Genomic DNA, 22,187 nt, shown 5'->3' on the forward strand with positions numbered 1-22,187 from the left:
GCAGTCTCACGCCGGGACCTGACCGGCGGGCGAACACGCCCTGACGCCGGGCGGAACTCTCGCGGTCGGCCACGAGACGGGCAGGGGCGCCGCGCCGCGGGCGACGCCTCAGGCGCGGTCGCGACCGGGCCGTCGCGGGGCGCCGTCCGGCGTCGACTCGTGGTCCTGGTCGGCGGCGTAGGCGGCGAAGACCTCGGTCGTCGACCCGCCCGTCCGTAGGTAGGACTCGTCGAGCAGCGCGGCGAACCGGTCGAGCGTCCACCGCAGCGACGCGCCCGAGCGGCGGGTCTCGGGGTCGTCCGAACGCAGGGCGCCGTCCGCGAGCGCCACGCCCGTCGAGATTGCCGCGGGCAGGGCCTCGTCGGCCACGGAGTCGCGGAAGTAGTAGGTCTCCCCGTAGTGCCGCATCTCGACGTGCACCATGCCGACCTCCTGCCCGAGGTCCTCGAGCGTCGTGACGGGGACCTCGACCGTCCGCCCGGCGCCGTCGCCCGAGATGCGGTCTGCGGCGGCGAGAGCGGTCAGGCGCCGCGCCAGGGACCGTCGGCGCGTGAGCGCGGGCGACACCTGGAGGACCCACGACATGGACGCGCTGAGCAGGGCGAACCCCACGATGGCCTGCACCGCGGTCCACAGCCGCGTCCACGGTGTCGTCGGCACGATGTCGCCGATGCCGAGCGTGGACAGGCCGACCATCGAGACGTACACCGTGCTCACGAGGCGTTCCCCGACCGTGACGGCCGGCGGGCCGGCGGTGTCGTCGAAGCCGCTCGGCATGTGCGGCCAGAACACGAGCCCCCACGCGAGGATCACCCCGCCCGCCCACACGAGGACGACGGTCGCGAGCACGAGCGGGCCGGCGAGGTCCATCAGCAGGCGACGGGGCCTCGACCGGGCCGGGAGACGGTGCATCACCGCCCAGATCCCGCGACCCACGAGGCCGCTCAGGCGGCCTTCCCCGGCCGGGTGCCACAGCGTGTGGAAGACGTCGCGCAGCACCAGCACGATGACGGCGATCCCCGCGACGGTCAGGACGACGTCCATGAACCTCCCTCTCTCGGCGTGCGATCACCGTAGGCGCGGTGCGGGGGCTACGCCCGGAAACGGCCGCCCGTTCGCGCGCCGGTGGTCGTCGCCTTCGCCGAAAGAAGCCACATGGATGCATTACGTGGCAGTAGCATCAGGTTTTGTGAAGACCGGGCCATCGCTGCTGACACCCTTCGTCCGCTCCGACGCGCAGGGGGCGGTGCTCGCCGAGACGCTGCTCGACCCGAGCACCGAGCTGTCGATCTCCGAGATCGCGCGTCGAGCCGACGTCCTCCCCGCCGTCGCTCACCGCGAGGTCACCCGTCTCGTCGAGGCTGACGTGCTCCGCGACCGCCGGCAGGGGAACAACCGGCTCGTCCGCCCGAACACCGAGCACCCGCTGTGGTCGCTCATGTCGCAGCTGGTCGCCGAGACGTACGGCCCGGTTCCCGTGCTCCGCCACCTTCTCGGCGGCATCGACGGCGTCGCTGGGTCCTTCATCTACGGCTCGTGGGCGGCACGCCGATCCGGACAGCCGGGTCCCCCACCCCGAGACATCGACGTTCTCGTCGTGGGAACGCCGTCGCGCACCGATCTGCTCGACGTCGCGGACGCGGCGCGGGAGAAGCTCCACCTCGACGTCAACATCCACGCCACGACGCCAACGGCCTGGGCGGCGAAGGACGACCCGTTCCTCGTGACCGTCGCGTCCCGGCCGCTGATCGAGCTGACCCGATCGGAGACCGCCGATGCCTGACTCCTCCGCAGCGCTCACTGGCGACCTCGGCTGGCGACCGGATGCGCCCGCGACCGCGTTCCTCCTCGACCGCGGCCAGATCGAGCGCGTCGAACCCCACGCCGCGCACGGCGGTCGTAGCAGCGCGGTCGCACCCGATCCCGTCTCGAACCGGAACTCTGCCGGCAGTGGCTCGCCCTTGATGCGGGACGGGAGGTTCATGGGACTTCAGGGCCGGGCTTTCCAGGGATCGACGACGTCCACGCCGGTGCCGACGAAGTCCCGCCCGTTGCGCGTCGCGAGCGTCGCACCGTGCATTAGGCAGAGGGCGGCGATCTGCCCGTCGGCGGTGCCGATCGGCCACCCGGCACGGTCGCGCGCCGCCGCGACCGCTCCGAACGCCTGCGCAGCCGCGACGTCGAGGGCGAGGACACGCGGGGCCAGCGCGTCGAGGACGCGCTCGACCCGCGCCACCACGTCGTCACGGCGTGCGCCCGCCGGCAGCCGGGCGACGCCGTAGGACAACTCGGCCACCGTCACGGCCGTCAGGTACAGGTCCGCGGCGTGCTGACCGTCGAGCCAGCGCACCACGGTCGGCTCGGGTGCACGCCGCGCCACCTCGGAGATGACGTTCGTGTCGAGGACGATCACCTCACGCCTCGAGCCGTGCCGCGCGCGGGACGTCGCCGCGCCGGACGTCGAAGATCCCCGGCTCGTCGTCAGCGACGCCGTCGAGCTGCTCGGCCAGCCACGACCCCAGCCCGCGCTCGACCGGGCTCGTCGACGTCGCCGCGAGCGTGAGGATGGCTCGCACCTCTGCCTCCATCGAGCGGCCGTGCGCGGCCGCGCGCTCACGCAGCCGGTCTCGCACCTGGTCGTCCACACCACGGATCGTCAACGTCGCCACGCCGATCACCTCCTTCCGCGATGCTAGCACTATGACAGCACTCAGGACGCGTTCTCGCTCGGCGAAGCCGGACGGCGATATGCGTTTGCGACGGGTTGAGAGAATGGGTGGTCGTGAGTGCAGAGCCCCAGCCGACCCAGCGTGACGAGCGCCCGCCCCGCCGTCGCCGCGGCAACCGACGCGGCCGGGGCGAGCGGACGACGTCGGGCACCCGGCAGGTGTCGCGGGCCCAGCTGGAGCGGGCGGCGGAGGCGCGTGCGACGGTGACCGTCCCGCCGATCACGTACCCGGAGCAGCTCCCCGTCTCCGCGCGGCGCGACGACATCGCCGCCGCGATCCGCGACCACCAGGTCGTGGTCGTCGCGGGCGAGACGGGTTCGGGCAAGACGACGCAGCTGCCGAAGATCCTGCTCGACCTAGGTCGCGGTCGCGCCGGCCAGATCGGCCACACGCAGCCCCGCCGTATCGCAGCCCGCACGGTCGCGGAACGCATCGCCGAAGAGCTCGGGACGGAGCCGGGGGGCGTCGTCGGCTACCAGGTCCGGTTCACCGACACCTCGAGCGAGGACACGCTCGTCAAGGTCATGACGGACGGCATCCTGCTCGCGCAGATCCAGCGCGACCCGCAGCTCCTCGCGTACGACACGATCGTCATCGACGAGGCGCACGAGCGGTCGCTGAACATCGACTTCCTGCTCGGCTACCTCGCGCGCCTCCTGCCGCAGCGTCCGGACCTCAAGCTCGTCATCACGTCGGCGACGATCGACTCCGAGCGGTTCGCCGCGCACTTCTCCCCCGCGCACCTCGCCGAGCTCGGTGGCGCCCCGGACTACGTGGTTGAGGCCTTGCCCGACGCCGCGCCCGTCGTCGAGGTCTCCGGCCGCACGTACCCCGTCGAGATCCGCTACCGCCCGCTCTCGCCCGACCGGGAGCCGCGCGGCGATGTGAAGACCGTGGCGGGACCGGCGGGCGACCGCGAGGGACGAGCGGGAGCCGGGAGGTCGAGCACGCCGCGCGACTCCCGGTCGGAGGAGAAGGACCTCGTCACCGGCATCGTCGACGCGTGCGACGAGCTGATGCGCGAGGGCACGGGCGACATCCTCGTGTTCCTGTCCGGCGAGCGCGAGATCCACGACGCCGCCGACGCGCTCGAGGGTCACCTCGCCGACCGCGTGCGCGACCCGAAGCACCCGCAGCGCGTCGAGATCCTGCCGCTGTACGCGCGCCTGTCGTCGGCGGAGCAGCACCGCGTGTTCCAGGCGCACGGCGCGCGCCGCATCGTCCTCGCGACGAACGTCGCCGAGACGTCGCTCACGGTCCCCGGCATCCACTACGTCGTCGACCCCGGCACCGCCCGCATCTCGCGCTACTCCAAGGCAACGAAGGTGCAGCGCCTGCCCATCGAGCCCGTCTCGCAGGCGAGCGCGAACCAGCGCTCGGGCCGCTCGGGCCGCGTCGCCGACGGCATCGCGATCCGCCTGTACTCCGAGGACGACTTCCTGTCCCGCCCGGAGTTCACCGAGCCGGAGATCCTGCGCACCTCGCTCGCGTCGGTGCTGCTGCAGATGATCTCCGTGGGCGTCGTCGACACCCCGGACGACGTCGCACGCTTCCCGTTCGTCGAGCCCCCGGACACGCGCGCCGTGCGCGACGGCGTCCAGCTCCTCACCGAGCTCGGCGCCCTCGAGACCGTTGCGGCGGCCGACGGCGCGCAGCAGACCACTCGTCTCACCGAGGTCGGCCGTGTCCTCGCGCAGCTCCCCATGGACCCGCGCCTCGCCCGCATGATCTTCGAGGGTTCGCGGCTCGGCGTCGCACGCGAGGTCGCGATCATCGCCGCCGTCATGTCCATCCAGGACCCGCGCGAGCGCCCGGCCGAGCAGCGCGCCCAGGCCGACCAGCTCCACGCCCGCTTCACCGACCCCCGCTCCGACTTCCTCACGTACCTCAACGTCTGGGAGTACGTCCGTGAGCAGCAGCACGACCTCTCGTCCTCGGCCTTCCGCCGCCTCTGCAAGGCCGAGTACCTCAACTTCCTGCGCATCCGCGAGTGGCAGGACGTCGTCGCCCAGCTCCGCGAGATGTCCAAGCCCCTCGGCATCGACATGTCGTACCGCCCGCGATCGGGCCGTTCGGGAGGCTCGGGTACGGCGGGCGGCTCACCCGGGCGACAGGACGGGCGAGCGGACGGTGCGACGTCGGATGCGAAGGGCGTAGAAGCCGCGCGCGGAGACGCACGCCCGAACGCTCGAGGTGACGGCGCGGCCAGCCCGAGCAGCGGCGGCGCACCGGCTGCGGACCCGACCACGACCACGACCACGACCACGACCGACCCGAGCACCGCGTACAAGCGCGCCTGGGACGGCGACACGATCCATCGCGCGCTCCTCGCCGGCCTGCTGTCGCAGATCGGGATGCAGGACACGGGCGACGTCAAGGCGTCGTCGGTGGCGCACCTGAAGGGCGAGGCGCGCGCGAAGGCGCTGCGCCGGGCGCAGAAGCAGGCGCGCAACGAGTACACGGGCGCCCGGGGCGCACGGTTCGCGATCTTCCCCGGGTCGCCGCTGAGCAAGAAGCCGCCGGCGTGGATCATGGCGGGCGAGCTGGTCGAGACGTCGCGCTTGTGGGCGCGCGACGTCGCGCGCATCCAGCCGGAGTGGGCGGAGGAGCTCGCGGGCGACCTCGCGCGGCGCACGTACTCCGACCCGCACTGGTCGACGAAGCAGGGCGCGGCGATCGCGCGCGAGAAGGTGCTGCTGTACGGCGTGCCGATCGTCGCGGACCGCAAGGTGCTGTACGCGAAGGTCGACCCGGAGGCGGCGCGCGAGATGTTCGTGCGGCACGCGCTCGTGCAGGGCGAGTGGACGACGCACCACCGGTTCTTCCACGACAACCGCAAGCTCCTGCAGGAGGCGGAGGAGCTGGAGGCGCGGTCGCGGCAGCGCGGCCTCGTCGTCGACGACGACGTCCTGTTCGACTTCTACGACGAGCGCGTCCCCGACGACGTCGTCTCGGCGGCGCACTTCGACCGCTGGTGGAAGTCGGCGCGCCGCCGCGACCCCGACCTGCTCACCTTCACGCTCGAGCAGCTCGTGCCGGACGCCGACCAGGTCGACACGTCGCAGTTCCCCGAGTCGTGGCCCCAGGCGATCTCACCCTCCCGCTGACGTACCAGTTCCAACCCGGCACCGAGGCCGACGGCGTCACCGTCCACGTCCCCATCTCCGTGCTCAACCGTGTCACGCCCGACGGGTTCGACTGGATGGTCCCGGGCCTGCTCGACGAGCTCGCGACCGCGACGATCCGCTCGCTGCCCAAGCCGGTCCGCGTCCAGCTCGTCCCCGCGCCCGACGTCGCCCGCGACGTCGTCGCCTGGCTGCGCGAGCACACGCCCGCCTGGGAGGACATGGCCCGCGCCGGCGACATGGCCGAGCCCTTCCCCGTCGCGTTCACGCGCGCCGTCCGGGCCCTGCGCGACGTGATCATCCCGGACGACGCCTGGGGCCCCGAGCAGGCGGCTCGCCTCCCGGCGCACCTGCGCATGACGTTCCGCGTGGTCGACCCCCGACGCGGCGGCGAGGTCGTGCTCGACGAGTCGAAGGACCTCCTCGCCCTGCAGCGCCGCCTCGCCGCCCAGAACCAGGCGGCGGTCCGCGCTGCGGTCAAGGGCGCCGTGGGTGCGGCGTTGCGTGAGGCGTCCGGGGCGGGCTCCGGGGAAGGGACGGCCGTCGGTGCTCGGACTCCATCCGCGCCGCTCGTCCCTCGCGGCGCTCCCGCCAGGCCCGCCACGTCCTTCGCATCCGACGGCCGCCCCTCCCCCTCGCGTCCGGCTCACCTTCCGGCGCGGCACGCGACGGGTCCGACGGCGGCACGTCACCTCAGGCGACCGGGTCGCCCGGGCGACGTGGCCGCGGAGCGGCGGCTGCGCCCGAGGATGCGAAGGGCGTGGCGGGCCTGGCGGGAGGAGCCCGAGGAACGAGGGCTCCGGATGGTAGCCCGAGCACCTCGGGGGCAGCCGCCGCGAACCCGACCACGGCGTCCGACCCGACCGCGACGCTCGTCGCCGAGCAGACCGGGCTCACGACGTGGCCGGACGTGCCGGGCGGGGTGATCCCCGAGGCGGTGTCGACGGACGTCGGGGCCGGGGTGGTCGTGCGGGGGTACCCGGCGCTCGTGGAGGAGCCGGACGCGAAGGGCCGGCCGACGGTGGCGCTGCGGGTGCTCGCCGACGCCGCGGCGCAGGCCCGGGAGCACGCGCGGGGTGTGCGACGGCTGCTGCTCGGGGAGACGGCGCTGCAGGGTGGGCGGATCACGAGCCGCTGGACCGGGACGCAGGCGCTGACGCTGGCCGCCAGCCCGTATCGGAGCACGGAGTCGCTCGTCGCGGACGTGCAGCTCGCGGCGGTGATCGCGCTGACGAGCGGCGGGAGCGGTGCCTACTGTCCCCAGCCGGACGCCGCCGCGGTGCGGGACGCGGCGGCGTACGACGCAGCGCGGTCGTTCGTGCGGCAGCGGCTGGAGGACCAGGTGCACGCGGTCGTCGGCCACGTGGTCGCGGCGCTCACGGCGGCGCGCACGCTCGACGGCGAGATCCGCGCGTCGAACAGCCTCGCGCTGCTCAACACGCTGACGGACGTGCGTGACCAGGTGGCGGCGCTCGTGCACGACGGGTTCGTGTCCGCGACGCCGCGGCGCGCCTGCCGCACCTGACGCGGTACCTGCGCGCGGCGTCGTACCGGCTGGACAAGGCGCAGTCGAACCCGAACCGCGACGCCGAGATCGCGTGGCGCGTGCACGACGTCGAGGAGGCGTACGGCCGTGCACGGGCGGCATACGCGTCCGGGCCCGCGGACCCGGTGCGCGCCGGCGAGCTCGCCGAGGTGCGCTGGCTGATCGAGGAGCTGCGGGTGTCGCTGTTCGCGCAGCAGCTCGGGACGGACGGGCCGGTGAGCGAGAAGCGGATCCGCAAGATCCTCACGCCCGGCGGGTGGTGACGGAGCCGCTCGCTACCGCGCCGGGGACGCGATCCCGTCGAGGTCCTTCACGACGCGGCCGGACTGCCACACCGCCCGGACCGTGCTCGCGTCGCCGAACGTCGCGATCGCCGACAGCGGGTCGGCCCTCGTCAGGACGAGGTCCGCGAGCTTGCCGGTCTCCACGGACCCGAGGTGGTCCGCGAGCCCGGTGGTACGTGCGCTGACGAGCGTGCCGGCATGGATCGCCCCCAGCGGGCTCATGCCCACGTCGACCAGCAGGCGCAGCTCGTCGAGGTTGGTCCCGTGCGGGACGATGCCGGCGTCGGTGCCGAGCGCGATCGGCACCCCCGCCTCGACGGCCCGTGCGACGGCGCGCATCCCGGTGTCACGCCACCACAGCTTGCGGTCGATCGCCTCTTGCGTGGCACGCCCTGCCTGCGGGATGCGGTTCAGCGCGGACAGCGTCGGGACGAGCGTGGTGCCCCGCCCGAGCATCTCCTCGATGAGGTCGTCCGTGAGGCCGTACCCGTGCTCGATGCTGGCGGCGCCGCCGCGCACCGCCTCGCGGATGCCCTGCTCGCTCTGGGCGTGCGCCGTGACGGGCTGGGACCGGCGCCGCTTCATCTCCTCGACGATGAGCGCGACGTGCTCCTCGGGCACCCCGAGGTCGGTCGGTGCGTCGCCAGGGGTGCTCAGCCCGCCGCTGGTGCAGACCTTGATGACGTCGGCCCCGATCCGGTCGAGCCGGCGCACGGTGCGCAGGACGTCGTCCGCGGTGTCCACAACCCGCCAGCCCGGCGTCGTCGCTCGCTGCGCGTAGACGGGCAGCGAGCCGTTGGGCGCGACGGGGTCGCCATGCCCGCCCGTGGGTGACAGGAGCGCGATCGCCAGGTGCAAACGCGGCCCGTCGATGTGGCCCGCGGCCACGGCGTTGCGGAACCCCGGGGTGAGACCGCTCAGGTCGCGCGCCGTGGTGACCCCCGCGTCGAGCGTCTGCCGCAGGGAGCGAGCCGTCGAGAAGGCCTCCTCCTCGGGGAACCAGTCCTTGACGACCTCCGGGCCGACGTCGTTGGGCATGCACGCGTGGATGTGCAGGTCGAAGAACCCCGGCATGAGGTGGTGGCCCCGGGCGTCGACGACGGTGACGTCGTCCGCGGTGCCACCCGCAGCGGTGCCGTCGGCCGACTCGCCTCGCCGCGGACCGACGTAGCCGATGTGCCCGTCGACGATCTCCACCTCGGCGTCCGGGACCGGCGGGACGAGTGTCCCGTCGAGGAGGGTGGCCCCGACGATGCGGGTGCGTCCTCGGCCGGCCGGGGTACGGGGCAGGCGTGCGCCGGTCATCGGACGGATCCGGCGAGCGGACGGCGCAGGGCGGGGCGACGGGTCACAGTGGGCTCCTGTCAGGCGGGTACGGGGGCGACGGGGTCGATGTCGAGCGAGAAGTCGGGGGACCCCGGGTCGGCGCTCAGGAGCGCCCGCGTGTACCAGTGCTGGGGGTCGGCGAACACGTCGCGGGCGGGCCCGGACTCGACGACGACACCGCGGTAGAGCACCACGACGTCGTCGCTGACCCGCTGCACGACGGCGAGGTTGTGCGAGATGAAGAGCATGGTCACGCCGAGCGACTGCTTGATCTCCGCGAGGAGCTCGAGGATCTGGGCCTGGACGGACACGTCGAGCGCGACGTGATCTCGTCGGCGATGACGAGGGACGGCTCGATGACGAGGCCACGGGCGATGGCGACGCGCTGGCGCTGACCGCCCGAGAACTCGTACGGGTAGCGGTGCATGGCGTCCGCCGGCAGACCCACCTGCTCCAGCCAGTGCGCGATGAGGTCGCGGTGCCGACCGACCCGTGCGCGACGCGGGTCGACGGCCTCCGCGAGCGCCTGCCCGACGGTCTGGCGGGGCGAGAGCGACGAGAACGGGTCCTGAGGGATCATCTGGACACGGCGGCGGTAGGCGGCCAGCTCGCGACGGCTCGCCGTGGCGACGTCGATGCCGTCGACCCAGACCTGCCCGGACGACGGGCGCACGAGGCCCACCATCGCCTTGGCGAGCGTCGACTTCCCGGACCCGGACTCACCGACCACGCCGACGGTCCGCGAGCGGTCGACGGACAGCGAGACGTCCTTGAGCACGTGCGCCGACCCGAACGAGACGTTCAGGCCCTCGACGTTGACGATCGTGTCGCTCATGACCGACTCCCCTCCTGGGACACGGTGGCCGGGCGGACGTCGACGGACGGCGTCGCGGCCAGCAGCTGCTTCGTGTACGGGTGCTGCACGGTGTCGACGGTGAGCCGCTCGGTGGAGGTGATCTCCTCGACGACCTCGCCGTCCTTCATGACGAGCACCCGGTCGCACAGGCGGCGGACCACGCCGATGTCGTGCGAGATGAACAGGACGGCGGTGCCGGCCTGGGCGTTCATGCGCTTGACGATGGCCAGCACCTCGCGCTGGACCGTGACGTCGAGCGCCGTGGTCGGCTCGTCGGCGATGAGCAGGTCGGGCTCGGTGCTCATCGCGACGAGATCATGGCGCGCTGCTTCATGCCCCCGGAGAGCTCGTGGGGGTGCTGGCGCAGCCGGCCCTCCGGGTCGAGCAGCAGGACGCTGCGGAACCCTGCGGCGATTCGCGCGCGCGCCGCGCGACGGGACATCCCGCGGTGCGCGACGAGCACGTCCGAGAACTGCGATCCCAGCGTGAGCGCCGGGTTGAGGGACGTCCCGGGGTCCTGGTAGACTAGGCCGATCCGGGTCGCCAGCTCGGTGGGGGGGACCTTGCCGAGCAGGTCGGTCTCGCCGAGGGTGAGACGACCTGCGGTGGCGTGCAGCCCTTCGGGCACGAGGCGCGAGACGACCGACGCCGTCAACGACTTGCCCGACCCCGACTCGCCCACGATGCCGAGGATCTCGCCGCGGTCGATGTGGAGGGAGACGTCGCGCACCAGCTCGCGGCCGCTGCGGGCGTGCGTGACGGTGACGTGCTCGGCGGTGAGGAGCCGGCGCGTCGGGGCGCTCGTCGCGTCACCGCGTCCGGCGCGCAGGAGCCGCGCCCGAGTGCCGACGGACCGCGGGTTGGCGGCGGCCGCCAGCCCGTCGCCCACGAACAGCGCCGCGAGCGATGTGAAGAACAGGGCGAACGCCGGCCCGACGACCAGCACGGGGTTGACCATGAGTCTGCCCAGCCCGTCCTGCAGGAGGGTGCCGAAGTCGAAGGACGGGTTCTGCGAGCCCAGGCCCACGAAGGACAGGCCGGAGATCTCCACGAGCGCACCTGCGAGCGTCTGCGTCAGGAGGATGAGCATCGGCTCGGCCATGTTGGGCAGGACGTGGCGCAGCGCGAGGCGGTGCGCGGGGACGCCGACGAGCCGCGCCTGCGAGACGAAGTCGCGTTGCGACAGACCGGCCGCGAGGTTCGCCGTGAGACGGGCGAACCCGGCGACGTTGGCGATGCCGATGGCGATCACGACCGTCGTGGCGGACTGCCCGAGGATCGCCGCGATCATGATCGCGACGAGGAGCGTGGGGTACGAGACGGCGAACTCGATCGCGCGCAGGCCGAGCTCTCGCACCCGGCGTGGCGCCAGCCAGACACCGACGCCGATCGCGATGCCCGCGAGGCCGGCGATCGCGGTCGCCGCGAGCGCCATCAGCACCGTGACGCGGGTGGCCACGAGCGTCCGGGCGAGCATGTCCCGGCCGAGGGAATCCGTGCCGAGCGGGTGGCCCGGCGCGCTGCCGAGGCCGGCGTCCGAGCTGAGGGCGGTCGCCTCGTCGGTGAGGAACAACGGGGCCAGCACGGCGACCAGCACGACGACGCCGGACATGACGAGGCCGACGACGAGCGTCCCGTTCCACGAGAACCGGCGCTTGCCGCCGCCGGCCGCCACGGGCGTCGCCGTGGCGGCCGGCGCCGCGGTGGTCGCGTCAGTCATGCTTGCCTCCCAGGGTGCGGGGGTCGATGAGGCCGAGGACCACGTCGATGATCAGCGTGATGAGGATCGAGACCGTGCCGATGAGGAACACCGACGCCTGGATGACCGGGTAGTCCTTGTCGACGGCGATGGCCTGGATGACGGTGCTTCCGAGGCCGGGCCACGCGAAGACGGTCTCGACGATGAGGGCCGAGCCGAGCATCGAGGTCATGATGATCCCGGCCAGGGTGAGGGTCGTGGTGAGCAGGTTCGGCACGAGGTGCTTGGCGTAGGCGCGCAGCGGCGGGAGCCGCCAGCCCCGCGCGGTCCGCATGAAGTCCATCTCCTGTGCGACCGCCGTCTCGCGGCGCACGATCCTGGCCACGGACGAGACGCCGCCGACGGAGAGGGCGAGCACGGGCAGGACGGCCGACTCGACCGGCCCGTACGCGAGGGTGTACGCCGGTGGCAGGAGCGCGAGCCACACGGCGAACACGAGGACGAGCAGCGTGGCCTGCAGGTACGGCGGGACGGCCTGCATGAAGCCGGTGACGACGTTGAACGCCCGGTCGAGCCACCGGTTGCGGTCGCCGCGCGTGGCGATCCCGACGACGACGCCCGCGGACGTCCCACCACGAGGACGAGCGCGACCGCCGCGGCCGCGATGCTCAGCGTGTACGGGAGCGCGTTGAGGACGACCTCCGTGGCGGGCACCCCGTACCGGAACGACGTCCCGAAGTCGCCCTGCAGCACGCCGGAGACGTACTGGGCGAGCTGCGCCGTCATGGGCTGGTCGAGGCCGAGGGACCGGCGGACCTCCTCCACCTGGGCGAGGCTCGCGTTCTCCCCGGCGATCGCGGTCGCGGGGTCCCGGGGATGAGCTGGACGATGAAGAAGGTGAGCACCACCAGGAGGGCGATGTTCACGACGACGCCGACGAGGCGTCGCGCGAGGAACCTGCGCCACAGCGTGGTACGTGAGCCGGCGCGGTGGCCGCCGGACGCGTCGGGCCCGGTGCCCGCGGGGCCGTCGGCGGCCGTCGGGCCGCCCGTGCCGCCAGCCGGGGAGCTCGTGACGAGCTGCGTGGTCATGAGGACTCCTTCAGGAGCTGGCGGGCACGGACGGCCCGGAGGGGCGGTGGGTCAGGAAGCGATCCGCAGCGCGGAGACGTCCCAGTAGCCCGAGAACTCGTAGGTGTTGATGCCCTCGCGAGCGATGATGTAGTGCGTGCTGGTCGCGAGCGGCGCCACGTCGACGCGCTCCAGGACCGTCTCCTGCGCGGCGACGAGGTCGGCGCACTGCTCCTCGGGGTCGGCGGTCGACAGCGCCGCCTCGAGGAAGGCCTCGCCCTCGGCGTTGTCCGAGCTCGTGTAGTTCGTCCCGCCCTCGCCGAACGACGGGCCGATCTTCGTCAGGAGCGCCTGGTGGACGAGGCCGGAGGAGTTGGTCTCACCGCGGACGGTGAGGTCCCACGTCGTGGGCTCGGTGCGCAGCTGCTGCGCCCAGTCGGCCGCGTCGAGGGACGTCACCTCGACGTCGGCGCCCGCGGCGGAGAGGGCCTCGGTGACGTAGTCGACCGCGGGCTCCCAGTTGGTCATCGTGAGCAGTCGCACGGTCGTGCCGCTCAGCACCTCGGAGGCCGCCTCGGGGTCGTAGGGCTGCAGGAGCGACTCGTCGGTCGCGACGCAGGCGAAGCCGGAGTCGGTGACGGAGGTCATGAGGTTGCCGAGCCCGTCCAGCGCGGCGTCGTTGAACGCCGTCGCGGACACCGCCTGCGCGGCCGCCGCCCGCAGCTCCTGGGAGTCCGCGAAGACCGAGCTCGGGTCCTCGTTGAACAGGAGCGTGTTCGCGGTGCTGTTGTCCGTGACGTAGGTGAACTCGTCGCTGTCCGTGAAGCGGGTCGCGTTCGCGTCGTAGAAGCGCGCGACGTCGAGGCCGCCCGTCTCCAGCAGGTTCGCGCTCGTGTTCGAGTCGGACTCGACCGTGATGTTGATCGTCGTGGCGGGGGTGCCCTCGACACGCTCCCAGTCGGGCCAGGCGTCGTAGTCGTCGCGCAGCGTGTACGTGGCGCTCACGCCGGCGACCTGATCGGTCAGCGTGTAGGGGCCGGAGAAGGCACCTTCGACGTCGCCCGTCGCCAGGCCGTCGAGGTCGGCGAGGCCCGCGGGGCAGATGATGCCCGTTCCCTCGATCGTGACGCCGCCCAGGAGCTGGGAGTACGGCGCGCTGAGGTCGATCGTCAGCGTGCCGGACTCCTCGTCGACCGTGAACGTCGGGTCACCCTCGCCGAAGGCCAGGCTCCGCGTGTTGGTCCCGTCGGAGGCGGCGAGGTGCTCGAGCGAGTCCGCGACCACCTGGGCGGTGATGGGCGTCCCGTCCGAGCACGTCGCGTCGTCACGCACGGTGAAGACGTACGACGACGCGGACGTCGCCTCCCAGTCCGTGGCGAGACCGCGAGGTACTCGCCGTCGTCGCCCTTGCGCAGCAGCGTGTCGAAGCCGAGGCGGGCCACCGTGAGGTCGGGCGAGCTCGTGGCCGCCGACGGGTCGAACGTCGACGGCGCGTACCAGAGCACGGTGTTGAGGGTGTCGGCGGCCGCCGGGCCACCGGTGTCGGCGCCGCCCTCCGCCTCGGTGCCGGACGAGCAGGCGGCGAGCGCGAGGGCCGCCGTGGCCGCCACGGAGGTGGCGACGAGAGATTTCCTGGCCATGGTGATGCTCCCGTGAGAGAGGGACGAGGTCGCGGACGTCGGACGCCGAAGCGGCGAGCCGTGCAATGTGTATCCAATCTAACGACACATGTATCCCGAACGAGTCGCTAATGTGTCCACCGTGTTACAGAGGTGCCGCAGTCCCAGGAAGCGCGCTATTTCGCCCGTTCGATCCCTGGTGAAGATCAGGGCGCGACGGACTGGAGGGGCGACGGCGGCGGAGTCACCACCCGACGATGGTCTAGATTGGATCCATTACACCCACGTCCGGGCACGCCGTCGTGGGGAACCGACCCGCGACGCAGGAGGAAGCACGGATGATCATCGACGCCTACAACACGACCCAGGACGTCCGCGGGCGCAGCGACTACCTGACGGGCGTCCGCCCGGGGCAGCCCGCGCCGCCCTACACCCCGTTCGACGCGGGCCGGATCCTCGGCCGCATGGACGCGGCGGGCGTCGACAAGGCGATGGTGTGCTCCCTCGCGCAGCGCATCGAGAACGACTTCCTCGCCTCGCTCGTCCAGGCGCACCCGGACCGCCTCTTCGGGTTCGGCCAGGTCATGCCGCAGGACGACGACGCCGAGGACCAGATCCGCCGGTTCGTCGACGCGGGCCTCGTGGGCCTCAAGCTGCACCCGAGCATGCACGGGTACCACGTGGCCGACCACGGCCTGCTCGACCCGGTGTTCGCGGTGTGCGCGGAGCTCGGCATCCCCGTGCTCATCAACGCGCTCGACGACGCGTTCTGCGCGCCGCTCGCCATCGAGGAGATCGCCAAGGACCACCCGACCGTGACGACGATCATCGCGCACATGGGCGCGGTGTGGAACGTGCCGGAGGCGATCCTCGTCGCAGAGCGCCGGGAGAACGTCTACCTGGAGACGTCCGCGACCCTGATGGCGGACGTGAAGCGCGCGTACGCGCGGCTGGGCGCCGAGAAGATCCTCATGGGCTCCGAGTGGCCCGGCAGCGACTTCGACCTCGAGCGCATGAAGATCGCGAAGGCCGTGCCGGACGAGGCCGACCGCGCCCTGATCGAGGGCGGCAACATGGCCCGGATCATGGGGTGGGCGTGACGACGTCCGCACGCCCGGCTCTGACCGAGACCGTCCAGGCCATGCCTCCGGCCGACCGGAAGCTCCTCGAGACGGCGCGCTCCGTCCTGGCCAGCCGGTACGCCGCCGGCCGCCACGAGGTCGCGGCCGCCGCACGGCTGGCCTCCGGCCAGGTCGTCACCGGACTCCACGTCGAAGCCAGCCAGGGGCGCGCGTCGGTGTGCGCGGAGTCCGGGGTCCTGTCCGCCGCGGCCGTCGCAGGCGAGGAGATCGTCGGCCTGGTGGCCGTCCTGCGTCGCCCCGACGGCGCCGAGCACCTCATCGAGCCCTGCGGCGTCTGCGCCGAGATCCTTGCCGACCACTGCCCCGACGCCGCGGTCTGGGCGGCCCGGCGAGGAGCCACCGAGCGGGTCGCCGCCGCCGACCTGCTCCCGTTCCGTCACGTGCGCACCGCACGCCTCGCCCCTCCCCGGAAGGACCCTCAGTCATGACCGCACTCCCCCCCACCGGCCTCGACGTCCCCGCGCTGGCCGCCGAGCTCGGCGGAACCGGCCGCCCGGTCCTCTGGGAGGAGCTCGACTGGCCCTCCGTGCCGGCCGTCGTCGAGCAGCACCGCGCGGTCATCATCCCCGTCGGCGCCATCGAGCAGCACGGGCCGCACCTGCCGCTGAACGTCGACACCGAGATCGACCTCGCGGTCGCGACCGCCGTCTCGGCGATCACCGGCATCCCCGTGGTCCCGCCGGTCTCGGTCGGCGTGTCGGCGTCGCACGGCGACTTCCCCGGCACCCTCACCGTCCGCCCTGAGACGCTCGTGGCGGTGATGGGCGACCTCACCGACTCCCTCTACCGCTCGGGCGTGCGGCAGTTCGTCTTCATGTCGGGGCACATCTGGAACAACGGGGCGCTCGACGTGTCGATCGAGAACCTGCGCACCCGCTATGACGACGTGCGCGCCCGGTCCGTCGGCTACGTGACCATGTACCCCGGCCCCGAGGTGGACGGCCACGTCCGGTACGGCCGCGGCCTCATGCACGCGAACTTCTTCGAGACGTCGGTCATGCTGCACCTGCGTCCGGACCTCGTGCGGATGGACCGCGCGGTCTCCCACCGCGACGTGGACTCGTTCTGGGACTACCGCATGGACCAGGTGAGCGACACGGGCGTGTGGGGCAACGACGTCGCCGACGCGAACGCGGAGCACGGCCGCGCCGAGTTCGACCGCTGCGTCGAGCGCAACGCGCGCGCCCTGGCGGCCGCGGTGCGCGAGCCGGAGCCGGAACGCAGCCGCTGAGCGACCTGTCGGCACGACCCGGACGGGCCGGCCCCTCGTGGGGCGCCGTCCGCGTCCGCCGTCAGACCCGGACGCCCTCCGGTGCCGGGACGAGGGGCCGCGACCGGGCGAGCCGGAGCACGGGCACGACGAGGAGCTGCGCGGCCGCGACGCACAGGAGCGCCGCGGGCGACCCCCACAGCCCGATGAGCACCCCTCCGCAGGCGGCGCCCGCCGCCATGCCCAGCGACGTCGCGGCCGAGAACACCCCGATCGCGGTGGGTCGCTCGCGCTCCGGCAGCGCGGTCGTGCTGAGGAGCGTCAGCGACGGGTAGAGGGGCGCGTAGCCGACGCCGAGGACGACGGCCGCGAGCGCGGCCACGCCGAACGACGAGGCTGACGCCATGACCGCGAGCCCCGCGGCGACGACGACCAGGGCGGCGCCCGTCACCCGGACGGCACCGAGGCGGTCCGGCACCGACCCGAGGGCGAACCGCGCGGCGACGACGCTCGCCGCGAAGACGAGGAAGATGCTCGACGCCCCGAGCACGCCCGTCGACGACAGCCGCGCGACTCGAGGTGCTGCACGAGGAACGTCGTGAACACTCCCTGCGCGCCCCACGCGGTGAGCGCGACGAGCGCGGGCGCACCGACCACGGCCAGGACCGGCCCCGCGCGGCCGCCACGCCGCTGCGGGAGCGGGGCCTGCGCCGCGGGGGACGGAACGGTGCGCGTACGCGGCGGCGCGGCGACCGACGAGGCCGCGACCAGGACGACGGCCTGCACCGCGAGCAGGACCGTCCACGCGGCGACGTTGCCCCGCGACGCGTACACGTTCTCGACGAGCAACGGACCCAGCGCGAGCCCCACCCAGACGCTGACCCCGTAGTAGCCGAAGGCGCGGCCGCGCTCCCCCGGTGGCGACGTGGCGGAGACCCACGCCGTCGTGGCCACCGTGATCCCCGCGTTGCCCACGCCGTACAGCACGCGGGCCGCCGCGACGCTCGGCGTCGTGAAGACCACGACCATCGCGCCGATCGCCAGGACGGCGACGAGGGCGCTCACGAGCGTGACGGCCCGGGGCCCGAACCGACCTGCCGCCATGCCGACGAGGGTCATGCAGAGGGCACCGGTCAGGCTCGCGACGGAGACGAGGGCGCCGGACGCGGACTCGTCCGCACCCAGGAGGTCCGGAGCGGCGCGCGCGATGAGCGGTGCCGTGGCGGCGAGGACCGTGTAGTTGGCCGTCGCTGCCAGGACGACGAGCCAGAACCCCATCGAACGCGTACCACGGGCTCGGCAGGGGGACACGGGCACTCCTCGGATCCGGTGAAGCGCGTATCCAATACGCACTAGATTGGATCCAACAGTACGGCCGCGGGGCCCGCCCGGCGAAACCGCGCCCTGTCGGGTCAGCCCCGGATCGTCGTGGACGACCTCAGCTCGTACCAGCGCGCGACCTGCTCGCCGACGTTGAGCACGTGGCGGCGCATGAGACGCGCCGCGAGGTCGCCGTCCTCCGCGGCGAGCGCGTCGATGATCTCCACGTGCTCGCGGTGGTTGCCCTCGCGGTGCTTCGCGTTCTCGCGCAGCAGCATCGCCGGCACGTTGCGCGGGTAGGACAGCAGGATGTCGTTGAGCAGCCGCTGGAGGCGTCCGTTGTTCGCGGCCTCGTGGATCGTGGAGTGCAGCGCGTAGTCGTTCGCGGCGTCGAGCTCGCGCACCCGCATCGGCGTCGAGCGCTCCGCTGCCGTGCGAGCCAGGTCGTAGAGCGCGTCGTTGGACTCCCGCATCATGGCGATGGTGCGGGCCGACAGCCGCGTCGCCGCCCGGCGGGCGGCGAGCGCCTCGAGCTCGGCACGGACCTCGTACGTCTCGCGCACCTCCCACGGGACGGGGACGCGCACCACGGCGCCACGGTGGGGGTGGATCTCGATGAGACCGCTCGTCTGGAGCTGGCGCAGGGCCTCTCGCACCGGCGTGCGGCTCGTCCCGAACTGCTCGGCGAGGTCCGCCTGACGCAACGGCTGGCCGACCGGGATCTCGCCGGAGAGGATCTGGTCGCGGATCCGGGCGGCGAGGCCGTCGACCAGTGCGGCGCCGTCCCTCGCCTTCGTCGTCGTCATGGGTCTCCTCGCAGAGGGATGGCGCTTCGTCGCCGCGCGGGAGAGCGTGGCGGATGTATCCAATCACGCGCGTGTGTCCGTCGTGTGACGGGATCAGCCCTCCCAGAGGACGCCGCGCTCGTCGTCGAACACCCGCAGGCGGGCGAGGCGCAGGGGCCGCCGCGCGAGCTCGCCGAGCGCGGCGACGCCGGGGCCGAGCTGGTCGTCGGCGACGCGGCGGGCGAGGGACACGTGCGGCGTCCAGCGTCCGGGCTCGGTGAGCTCGCCGGGCTCGGACCGCACGAGGTGCTCGCGGAGCCACGCCTGGGCGGTGAGCAGGCCGACGTCGGGCACGACGTGCAGGGCGAGCGCGCGGCGCCGCCGCCCGCCGAGGAGCACGAGGCCGTCGACGCGGGTCTCGCGCCCGGTGAGCCGGGGGTCGGCGCGCCGGACGGCGGACTCGAGCCGGTCGGCCGCGTCGTCGTTCAGCGCCCGGCACACGACCGCGGTCAGGTGCGGCCGGTTCGACGGCGAGGTGTGCAGCGCGAGGCTCGCGAGCCCGGCGGACGTCATGAGGTCCCAGTAGTCCCGGACCCACGCCTCGCCGCGGGCGTCGAACAGCCACTCCACGGTCTGTGTCATCCCCCACAGCATGGGCCACGGACCCCGCTCCCACCGTTCCGCGAGCGCCGGCCGAAACCTGAACTTCACCCGGATGAGGCACAGTTGTGCCAGCAGGTCCCGTGCAGGGCGGGACCCGGGGCTCGCAGGGGGTGCCGGATGGATCGTGTCGTGGTGTCGGGGGTCGGTGCGGTGACGCCGATGGGTGTCACGGCAGGATCGACGTGGGGCGCGCTGGTCGAGGGCGCGAGCGGGATCGCCTCGATCAAGGACGACTGGGCGCAGGAGCTGCCCGTGCGCATCGCGGGGCGGGTGGACGACGCGTTCGCCGACGCCCTCGCGGTGCGTGAGCTGCGTCGTACGGACCGCGCGGAGCAGCTGGCGCTCGTCGCGGGACGCGAGGCGTGGGCGGACGCCGGCAGCCCCGACGCCGACCCGGAGCGCGTCGCGGTCGTCATCGGCTCCGCCAACGGCGGTATCGCGACGACCCTGGAGCAGAGCCGCGTGCTGGAGACCCGCGGGCACCGGCGCGTGTCGCCGCACACGGTGACGATGCTCATGTCGAACGGTCCGGCGGCGTGGCTGTCGATCGACCTCGGCGCGAAGGCGGGCGCGCGGGCACCGATCAGCGCGTGCGCGGCGGGCGCGGAGGCGATCGCGACCGGTCGAGAGATGATCCTCGCCGGGTCGGCGGACGTCGTCGTGTGCGGGGGCGTGGAGGCCGGGGTGCTGCCGTTCTCCCTCGCGGCGTTCGCCCAGGCGCGCGCCCTGTCGACGCGCAACGACGAGCCCGAGCGGGCGTCGCGCCCGTTCGACGTCGGACGCGACGGGTTCGTCATGAGCGAGGGGTGCGCGCTCGTCGTGCTCGAGCGCGAGAGCCATGCGCGGGCGCGCGGGGCGCGCGTGCTCGGCGCGATCGCCGGTGCGGCCGTGACGTCGGACGCGTTCGACATCGTCGGCGGCGACCCGGAGAACCAGGCGCGCACCATCACCCTCGCCCTCCGGTCGGCCGGCCTGGCGCCCGCCGACATGGGGTTCGTGCACGCGCACGCCACCTCGACGCCCGCGGGGGACCTCGCGGAGGCCGCCGCCATCCGGGCCGCGCTCCCGTCGCCGCCGCCCGTCACGTCGACGAAGGGCGCGACCGGTCACCTGCTCGGCGCGGCGGGGTCGCTCGGGATCGTCGCCGCCCTGGGTGCGCTGCGCGAGGGCCGCGTCCCGCCGACGCTCAACGTCGACGAGCAGGACCCGGGGGTCGACCTCGACGTCGTCACCGGCGCGGCGCGCCCGACGACCGCGGAGCACGCGCTCGTCAACGCGTTCGGGTTCGGCGGGCACAGCGCGGCGGTCGTGGTGTCGCGCGCCTGAGACGCGCCGGCGTCCGCCCGACGGCGCGACCGGCCGTGGGTCGCGGGCCGTCAGGCGCGCGCGTCGCCCGCCCTCGCGTCGCCCGTCGTCGTGTCGCCCGCCGTCGTGTCGCCCGCCCCGTCGCGGTCGGGAGCGCGCCTGCCGCGGCCCCCGCCCGTCCAGCGCACCACCGCGTAGAGCACGACGCCGACGGCGAGCAGGATGCCGGCCCGCAGCCACGTGGCCGCGTCCTGCTGGCTGAGCAGCAGCACGCAGGAGGCCACGCCGAGGACGGGCACGACCGTGGCGACGCGGAAGTGGGGCTCGTCCACGTGCTCGCGCCGCAGCACGAGCACCGCGACGTTGACGGCCGCGAACACGACGAGCAGGAGCAGGACCACGGTCTCGGCGAGCGCCGCGACGTCGCCCGTGAAGACGAGTCCCATCGCGACGAGGGTCGTCGCGACGATCGCGACCCACGGGGTGCGTCGGCCGGGCAGCACGCGGCCGAGCGCGGACGGCAGGATGCCCTGCTCGGCCATGCCGTACGCGAGCCGGCTCGCCATGATCATGGTGAGCAACGCACCGTTGGCGACGGCGACGAGGGCGATGAGGGAGAACACCCACTGCGGCACCGAGCCCTCGGCGTCGACGACCTCGAGCAGCGGGCCCGTCGAGCCGGCGAGCGTGTCGGGCGCGACGACGGCGACCGCGGCGATCCGACCGCGACGTAGACGACCCCCGCGGTGATCAGCGCCCCGAACAGGGCGCGCGGGTAGGCGCGGCGTACGTCGCGCACCTCCTCGGCCAGGTTGGCCGACGTCTCGAACCCGACGAAGGAGTAGTACGCGAGAATGGCTGCGGCGAGGACGGCCAGGGCCGGCGTCGTCCCCTCGGCGAACTGCGTGACGCGCGCCGGCTCGCCCTCCCCCCGGCCGAGCACGACGGCGGCGAGCACGACGACCAGCACGAGGCCGGACAGCTCGATCGCGGTCATGGCGACGTTGGCGCGCAGCGACTCCTTGATGCCGCGCGCGTTGAGCGCGGCCACGGCGGCGAGGAACAGCACCGCGACGAGGCGGTCGGGCGCGTCGACGAACGTCGCGAAGTAGTCGCCCGCGAACGCGAGCGACAGCCCCGCGGCGCTCGTCACGCCGGCGGCGAGCATCGAGAAGCCCACGAGGAACGACACGAGGGGGCTGCGGAACGCGCGGTCGGCGAACACCGCAGCACCGCCGGCGCGCGGGTACTTGGTGACGAGCTCCGCGTACGAGCCGGCGGTGAGCAGCGCGAGGCCGAGCGCGACGAGCAGCGGCAGCCACACGGCCCCGCCGACCTCCCCCGCCATCTCGCCGACCAGCGCGTAGACGCCGGCCCCGAGCACGTCACCGAGGATGAACAGGTAGAGGAGCCGTCCGCCGACGGAGCGGGACAGCCGGGTGTCCGGGTCCGTCCCCTCGCGCCCGGCCGGGGCGTCGGTGCTGGTCACGCGATCACGCTCGCACGGC

21 protein-coding genes and 5 pseudogenes are annotated in these 22,187 nt (G+C 73.4%); 9 read left to right on the forward strand and 17 right to left on the reverse strand.

The window, feature by feature from the left end; translation table 11 throughout:
- Nucleotides 1-108: 108 nt before the first annotated feature.
- Entirely contained in the window at nt 109-1,044 is a 936-nt protein-coding gene (locus tag BJF88_RS01515) for a potassium channel family protein (RefSeq protein ID WP_075827488.1), read from the reverse strand.
- On the opposite strand from BJF88_RS01515, the gene BJF88_RS01520 reads away from it, so the two are divergent.
- On the forward strand, nt 1,007-1,783 hold the full coding sequence (locus tag BJF88_RS01520; protein ID WP_158068861.1) for a winged helix-turn-helix domain-containing protein: 777 nt from the start codon (nt 1,007-1,009) through the stop codon (nt 1,781-1,783). The two genes, BJF88_RS01515 and BJF88_RS01520, sit on opposite strands and share 38 nt — an antisense overlap.
- Before the next feature lie 207 nt (nt 1,784-1,990).
- Here the strand turns inward: BJF88_RS01520 and BJF88_RS01525 are convergent, their stop codons facing one another.
- Complete coding sequence (locus tag BJF88_RS01525; RefSeq protein ID WP_075827490.1) at nt 1,991-2,413, reverse strand: type II toxin-antitoxin system VapC family toxin; 423 nt, start codon at nt 2,411-2,413, stop codon at nt 1,991-1,993.
- A 1-nt stretch (nt 2,414) separates the two neighbouring features.
- On the reverse strand, nt 2,415-2,669 hold the full coding sequence (locus BJF88_RS01530; protein WP_075827536.1) for an Arc family DNA-binding protein: 255 nt from the start codon (nt 2,667-2,669) through the stop codon (nt 2,415-2,417).
- A 218-nt stretch (nt 2,670-2,887) separates the two neighbouring features.
- Between BJF88_RS01530 and hrpA the strand changes: the two are divergent.
- The 3 pseudogenes from hrpA to BJF88_RS18730 all read left to right on the forward strand — a co-directional run.
- Nucleotides 2,888-5,290: pseudogene (gene hrpA, locus BJF88_RS19810) on the forward strand (ATP-dependent RNA helicase HrpA); the annotation flags it as partial.
- Nucleotides 5,291-5,449: 159 nt separating this feature from the next.
- A pseudogene (locus BJF88_RS22850) lies at nt 5,450-6,279 on the forward strand (DUF3418 domain-containing protein); the annotation flags it as partial.
- A 335-nt stretch (nt 6,280-6,614) separates the two neighbouring features.
- A pseudogene (locus BJF88_RS18730) lies at nt 6,615-7,663 on the forward strand (DUF3418 domain-containing protein).
- 12 nt (nt 7,664-7,675) lie between these two features.
- On the opposite strand, the gene BJF88_RS01555 reads toward BJF88_RS18730, so the two are convergent.
- The 9 genes and pseudogenes from BJF88_RS01555 to BJF88_RS01575 all read right to left on the reverse strand — a co-directional run bounded on the left by BJF88_RS01555 (nt 7,676) and on the right by BJF88_RS01575 (nt 14,135).
- Nucleotides 7,676-8,989: an amidohydrolase family protein gene (locus BJF88_RS01555; RefSeq protein WP_075827492.1), complete on the reverse strand. Its 1,314-nt coding sequence runs from the start codon at nt 8,987-8,989 to the stop codon at nt 7,676-7,678.
- 59 nt (nt 8,990-9,048) lie between these two features.
- Nucleotides 9,049-9,321 (reverse strand): hypothetical protein, encoded by a 273-nt coding sequence (locus BJF88_RS20850; RefSeq protein ID WP_255371653.1) that lies wholly within the window; start codon nt 9,319-9,321, stop codon nt 9,049-9,051.
- Nucleotides 9,261-9,845, reverse strand: coding sequence for an ATP-binding cassette domain-containing protein (locus BJF88_RS01560; protein ID WP_255371654.1), 585 nt, complete (start codon nt 9,843-9,845; stop codon nt 9,261-9,263). The genes BJF88_RS20850 and BJF88_RS01560 overlap by 61 nt, the downstream gene beginning before the upstream one ends.
- On the reverse strand, nt 9,842-10,171 hold the full coding sequence (locus BJF88_RS20855) for a hypothetical protein (protein WP_158068862.1): 330 nt from the start codon (nt 10,169-10,171) through the stop codon (nt 9,842-9,844). The genes BJF88_RS01560 and BJF88_RS20855 overlap by 4 nt, the downstream gene beginning before the upstream one ends.
- Nucleotides 10,168-11,586, reverse strand: coding sequence for an ABC transporter permease subunit (locus BJF88_RS01565; RefSeq protein WP_083648773.1), 1,419 nt, complete (start codon nt 11,584-11,586; stop codon nt 10,168-10,170). Before BJF88_RS01565 ends, BJF88_RS20855 begins: the two co-directional genes overlap by 4 nt.
- The gene (locus tag BJF88_RS20860) at nt 11,579-12,169 is read right to left on the reverse strand and encodes an ABC transporter permease (protein WP_139315853.1); all 591 of its coding nucleotides are present in this window, start codon (nt 12,167-12,169) and stop codon (nt 11,579-11,581) included. Before BJF88_RS20860 ends, BJF88_RS01565 begins: the two co-directional genes overlap by 8 nt.
- A 116-nt stretch (nt 12,170-12,285) precedes the next feature.
- Nucleotides 12,286-12,390, reverse strand: a pseudogene (locus BJF88_RS22855) (ABC transporter permease); the annotation flags it as partial.
- Nucleotides 12,348-12,656, reverse strand: coding sequence for a hypothetical protein (locus BJF88_RS20865; RefSeq protein WP_139315854.1), 309 nt, complete (start codon nt 12,654-12,656; stop codon nt 12,348-12,350). The gene BJF88_RS20865 and the pseudogene BJF88_RS22855, both read right to left, overlap by 43 nt.
- Nucleotides 12,657-12,707: 51 nt before the next feature.
- Nucleotides 12,708-14,135, reverse strand: a complete 1,428-nt coding sequence (locus BJF88_RS01575) for an ABC transporter substrate-binding protein (RefSeq protein WP_255371662.1) — start codon at nt 14,133-14,135, stop codon at nt 12,708-12,710.
- Here BJF88_RS01575 and BJF88_RS20870 point away from each other — a divergent pair.
- From BJF88_RS20870 to BJF88_RS01590, 4 genes are all read left to right on the forward strand, one after another.
- Nucleotides 14,097-14,291, forward strand: coding sequence for a hypothetical protein (locus tag BJF88_RS20870; protein ID WP_255371667.1), 195 nt, complete (start codon nt 14,097-14,099; stop codon nt 14,289-14,291). The two genes, BJF88_RS01575 and BJF88_RS20870, sit on opposite strands and share 39 nt — an antisense overlap.
- 301 nt (nt 14,292-14,592) lie before the next feature.
- The gene (locus BJF88_RS01580; protein ID WP_075827494.1) at nt 14,593-15,354 is read left to right on the forward strand and encodes an amidohydrolase family protein; all 762 of its coding nucleotides are present in this window, start codon (nt 14,593-14,595) and stop codon (nt 15,352-15,354) included.
- Nucleotides 15,351-15,824, forward strand: a complete 474-nt coding sequence (locus BJF88_RS01585) for a cytidine deaminase (RefSeq protein WP_158068863.1) — start codon at nt 15,351-15,353, stop codon at nt 15,822-15,824. Before BJF88_RS01580 ends, BJF88_RS01585 begins: the two co-directional genes overlap by 4 nt.
- Nucleotides 15,821-16,627 carry a creatininase family protein gene (locus BJF88_RS01590; RefSeq protein ID WP_075827495.1) on the forward strand — a complete coding sequence of 269 codons (807 nt, stop codon included), beginning with the start codon at nt 15,821-15,823 and terminating at the stop codon, nt 16,625-16,627. The genes BJF88_RS01585 and BJF88_RS01590 overlap by 4 nt, the downstream gene beginning before the upstream one ends.
- A 61-nt stretch (nt 16,628-16,688) precedes the next feature.
- Here the strand turns inward: BJF88_RS01590 and BJF88_RS01595 are convergent, their stop codons facing one another.
- From BJF88_RS01595 to BJF88_RS01610, 4 genes are all read right to left on the reverse strand, one after another.
- A complete protein-coding gene (locus tag BJF88_RS01595) occupies nt 16,689-17,156 on the reverse strand; it encodes an MFS transporter (protein WP_075827496.1) in 468 nt (155 codons plus the stop codon).
- On the reverse strand, nt 17,054-17,884 hold the full coding sequence (locus BJF88_RS01600) for an MFS transporter (RefSeq protein ID WP_075827497.1): 831 nt from the start codon (nt 17,882-17,884) through the stop codon (nt 17,054-17,056). Before BJF88_RS01600 ends, BJF88_RS01595 begins: the two co-directional genes overlap by 103 nt.
- A 134-nt stretch (nt 17,885-18,018) precedes the next feature.
- Nucleotides 18,019-18,732 (reverse strand): GntR family transcriptional regulator, encoded by a 714-nt coding sequence (locus BJF88_RS01605; RefSeq protein WP_075827498.1) that lies wholly within the window; start codon nt 18,730-18,732, stop codon nt 18,019-18,021.
- Nucleotides 18,733-18,825: 93 nt separating this feature from the next.
- Nucleotides 18,826-19,353 (reverse strand): 2'-5' RNA ligase family protein, encoded by a 528-nt coding sequence (locus BJF88_RS01610; protein WP_075827538.1) that lies wholly within the window; start codon nt 19,351-19,353, stop codon nt 18,826-18,828.
- Between the two features lie 138 nt (nt 19,354-19,491).
- Between BJF88_RS01610 and BJF88_RS01615 the strand changes: the two genes are divergently transcribed.
- On the forward strand, nt 19,492-20,700 hold the full coding sequence (locus tag BJF88_RS01615) for a beta-ketoacyl synthase (RefSeq protein ID WP_075827499.1): 1,209 nt from the start codon (nt 19,492-19,494) through the stop codon (nt 20,698-20,700).
- A 50-nt stretch (nt 20,701-20,750) separates the two neighbouring features.
- Here the strand turns inward: BJF88_RS01615 and BJF88_RS01620 are convergent.
- Nucleotides 20,751-22,168: pseudogene (locus BJF88_RS01620) on the reverse strand (APC family permease).
- Between the last annotated feature and the right edge of the window lie 19 nt (nt 22,169-22,187).

Origin of the sequence: Cellulosimicrobium sp. CUA-896, from assembly GCF_001942335.1 — a bacterium.
In the GTDB taxonomy this organism is placed as follows: domain Bacteria; phylum Actinomycetota; class Actinomycetes; order Actinomycetales; family Cellulomonadaceae; genus Cellulosimicrobium.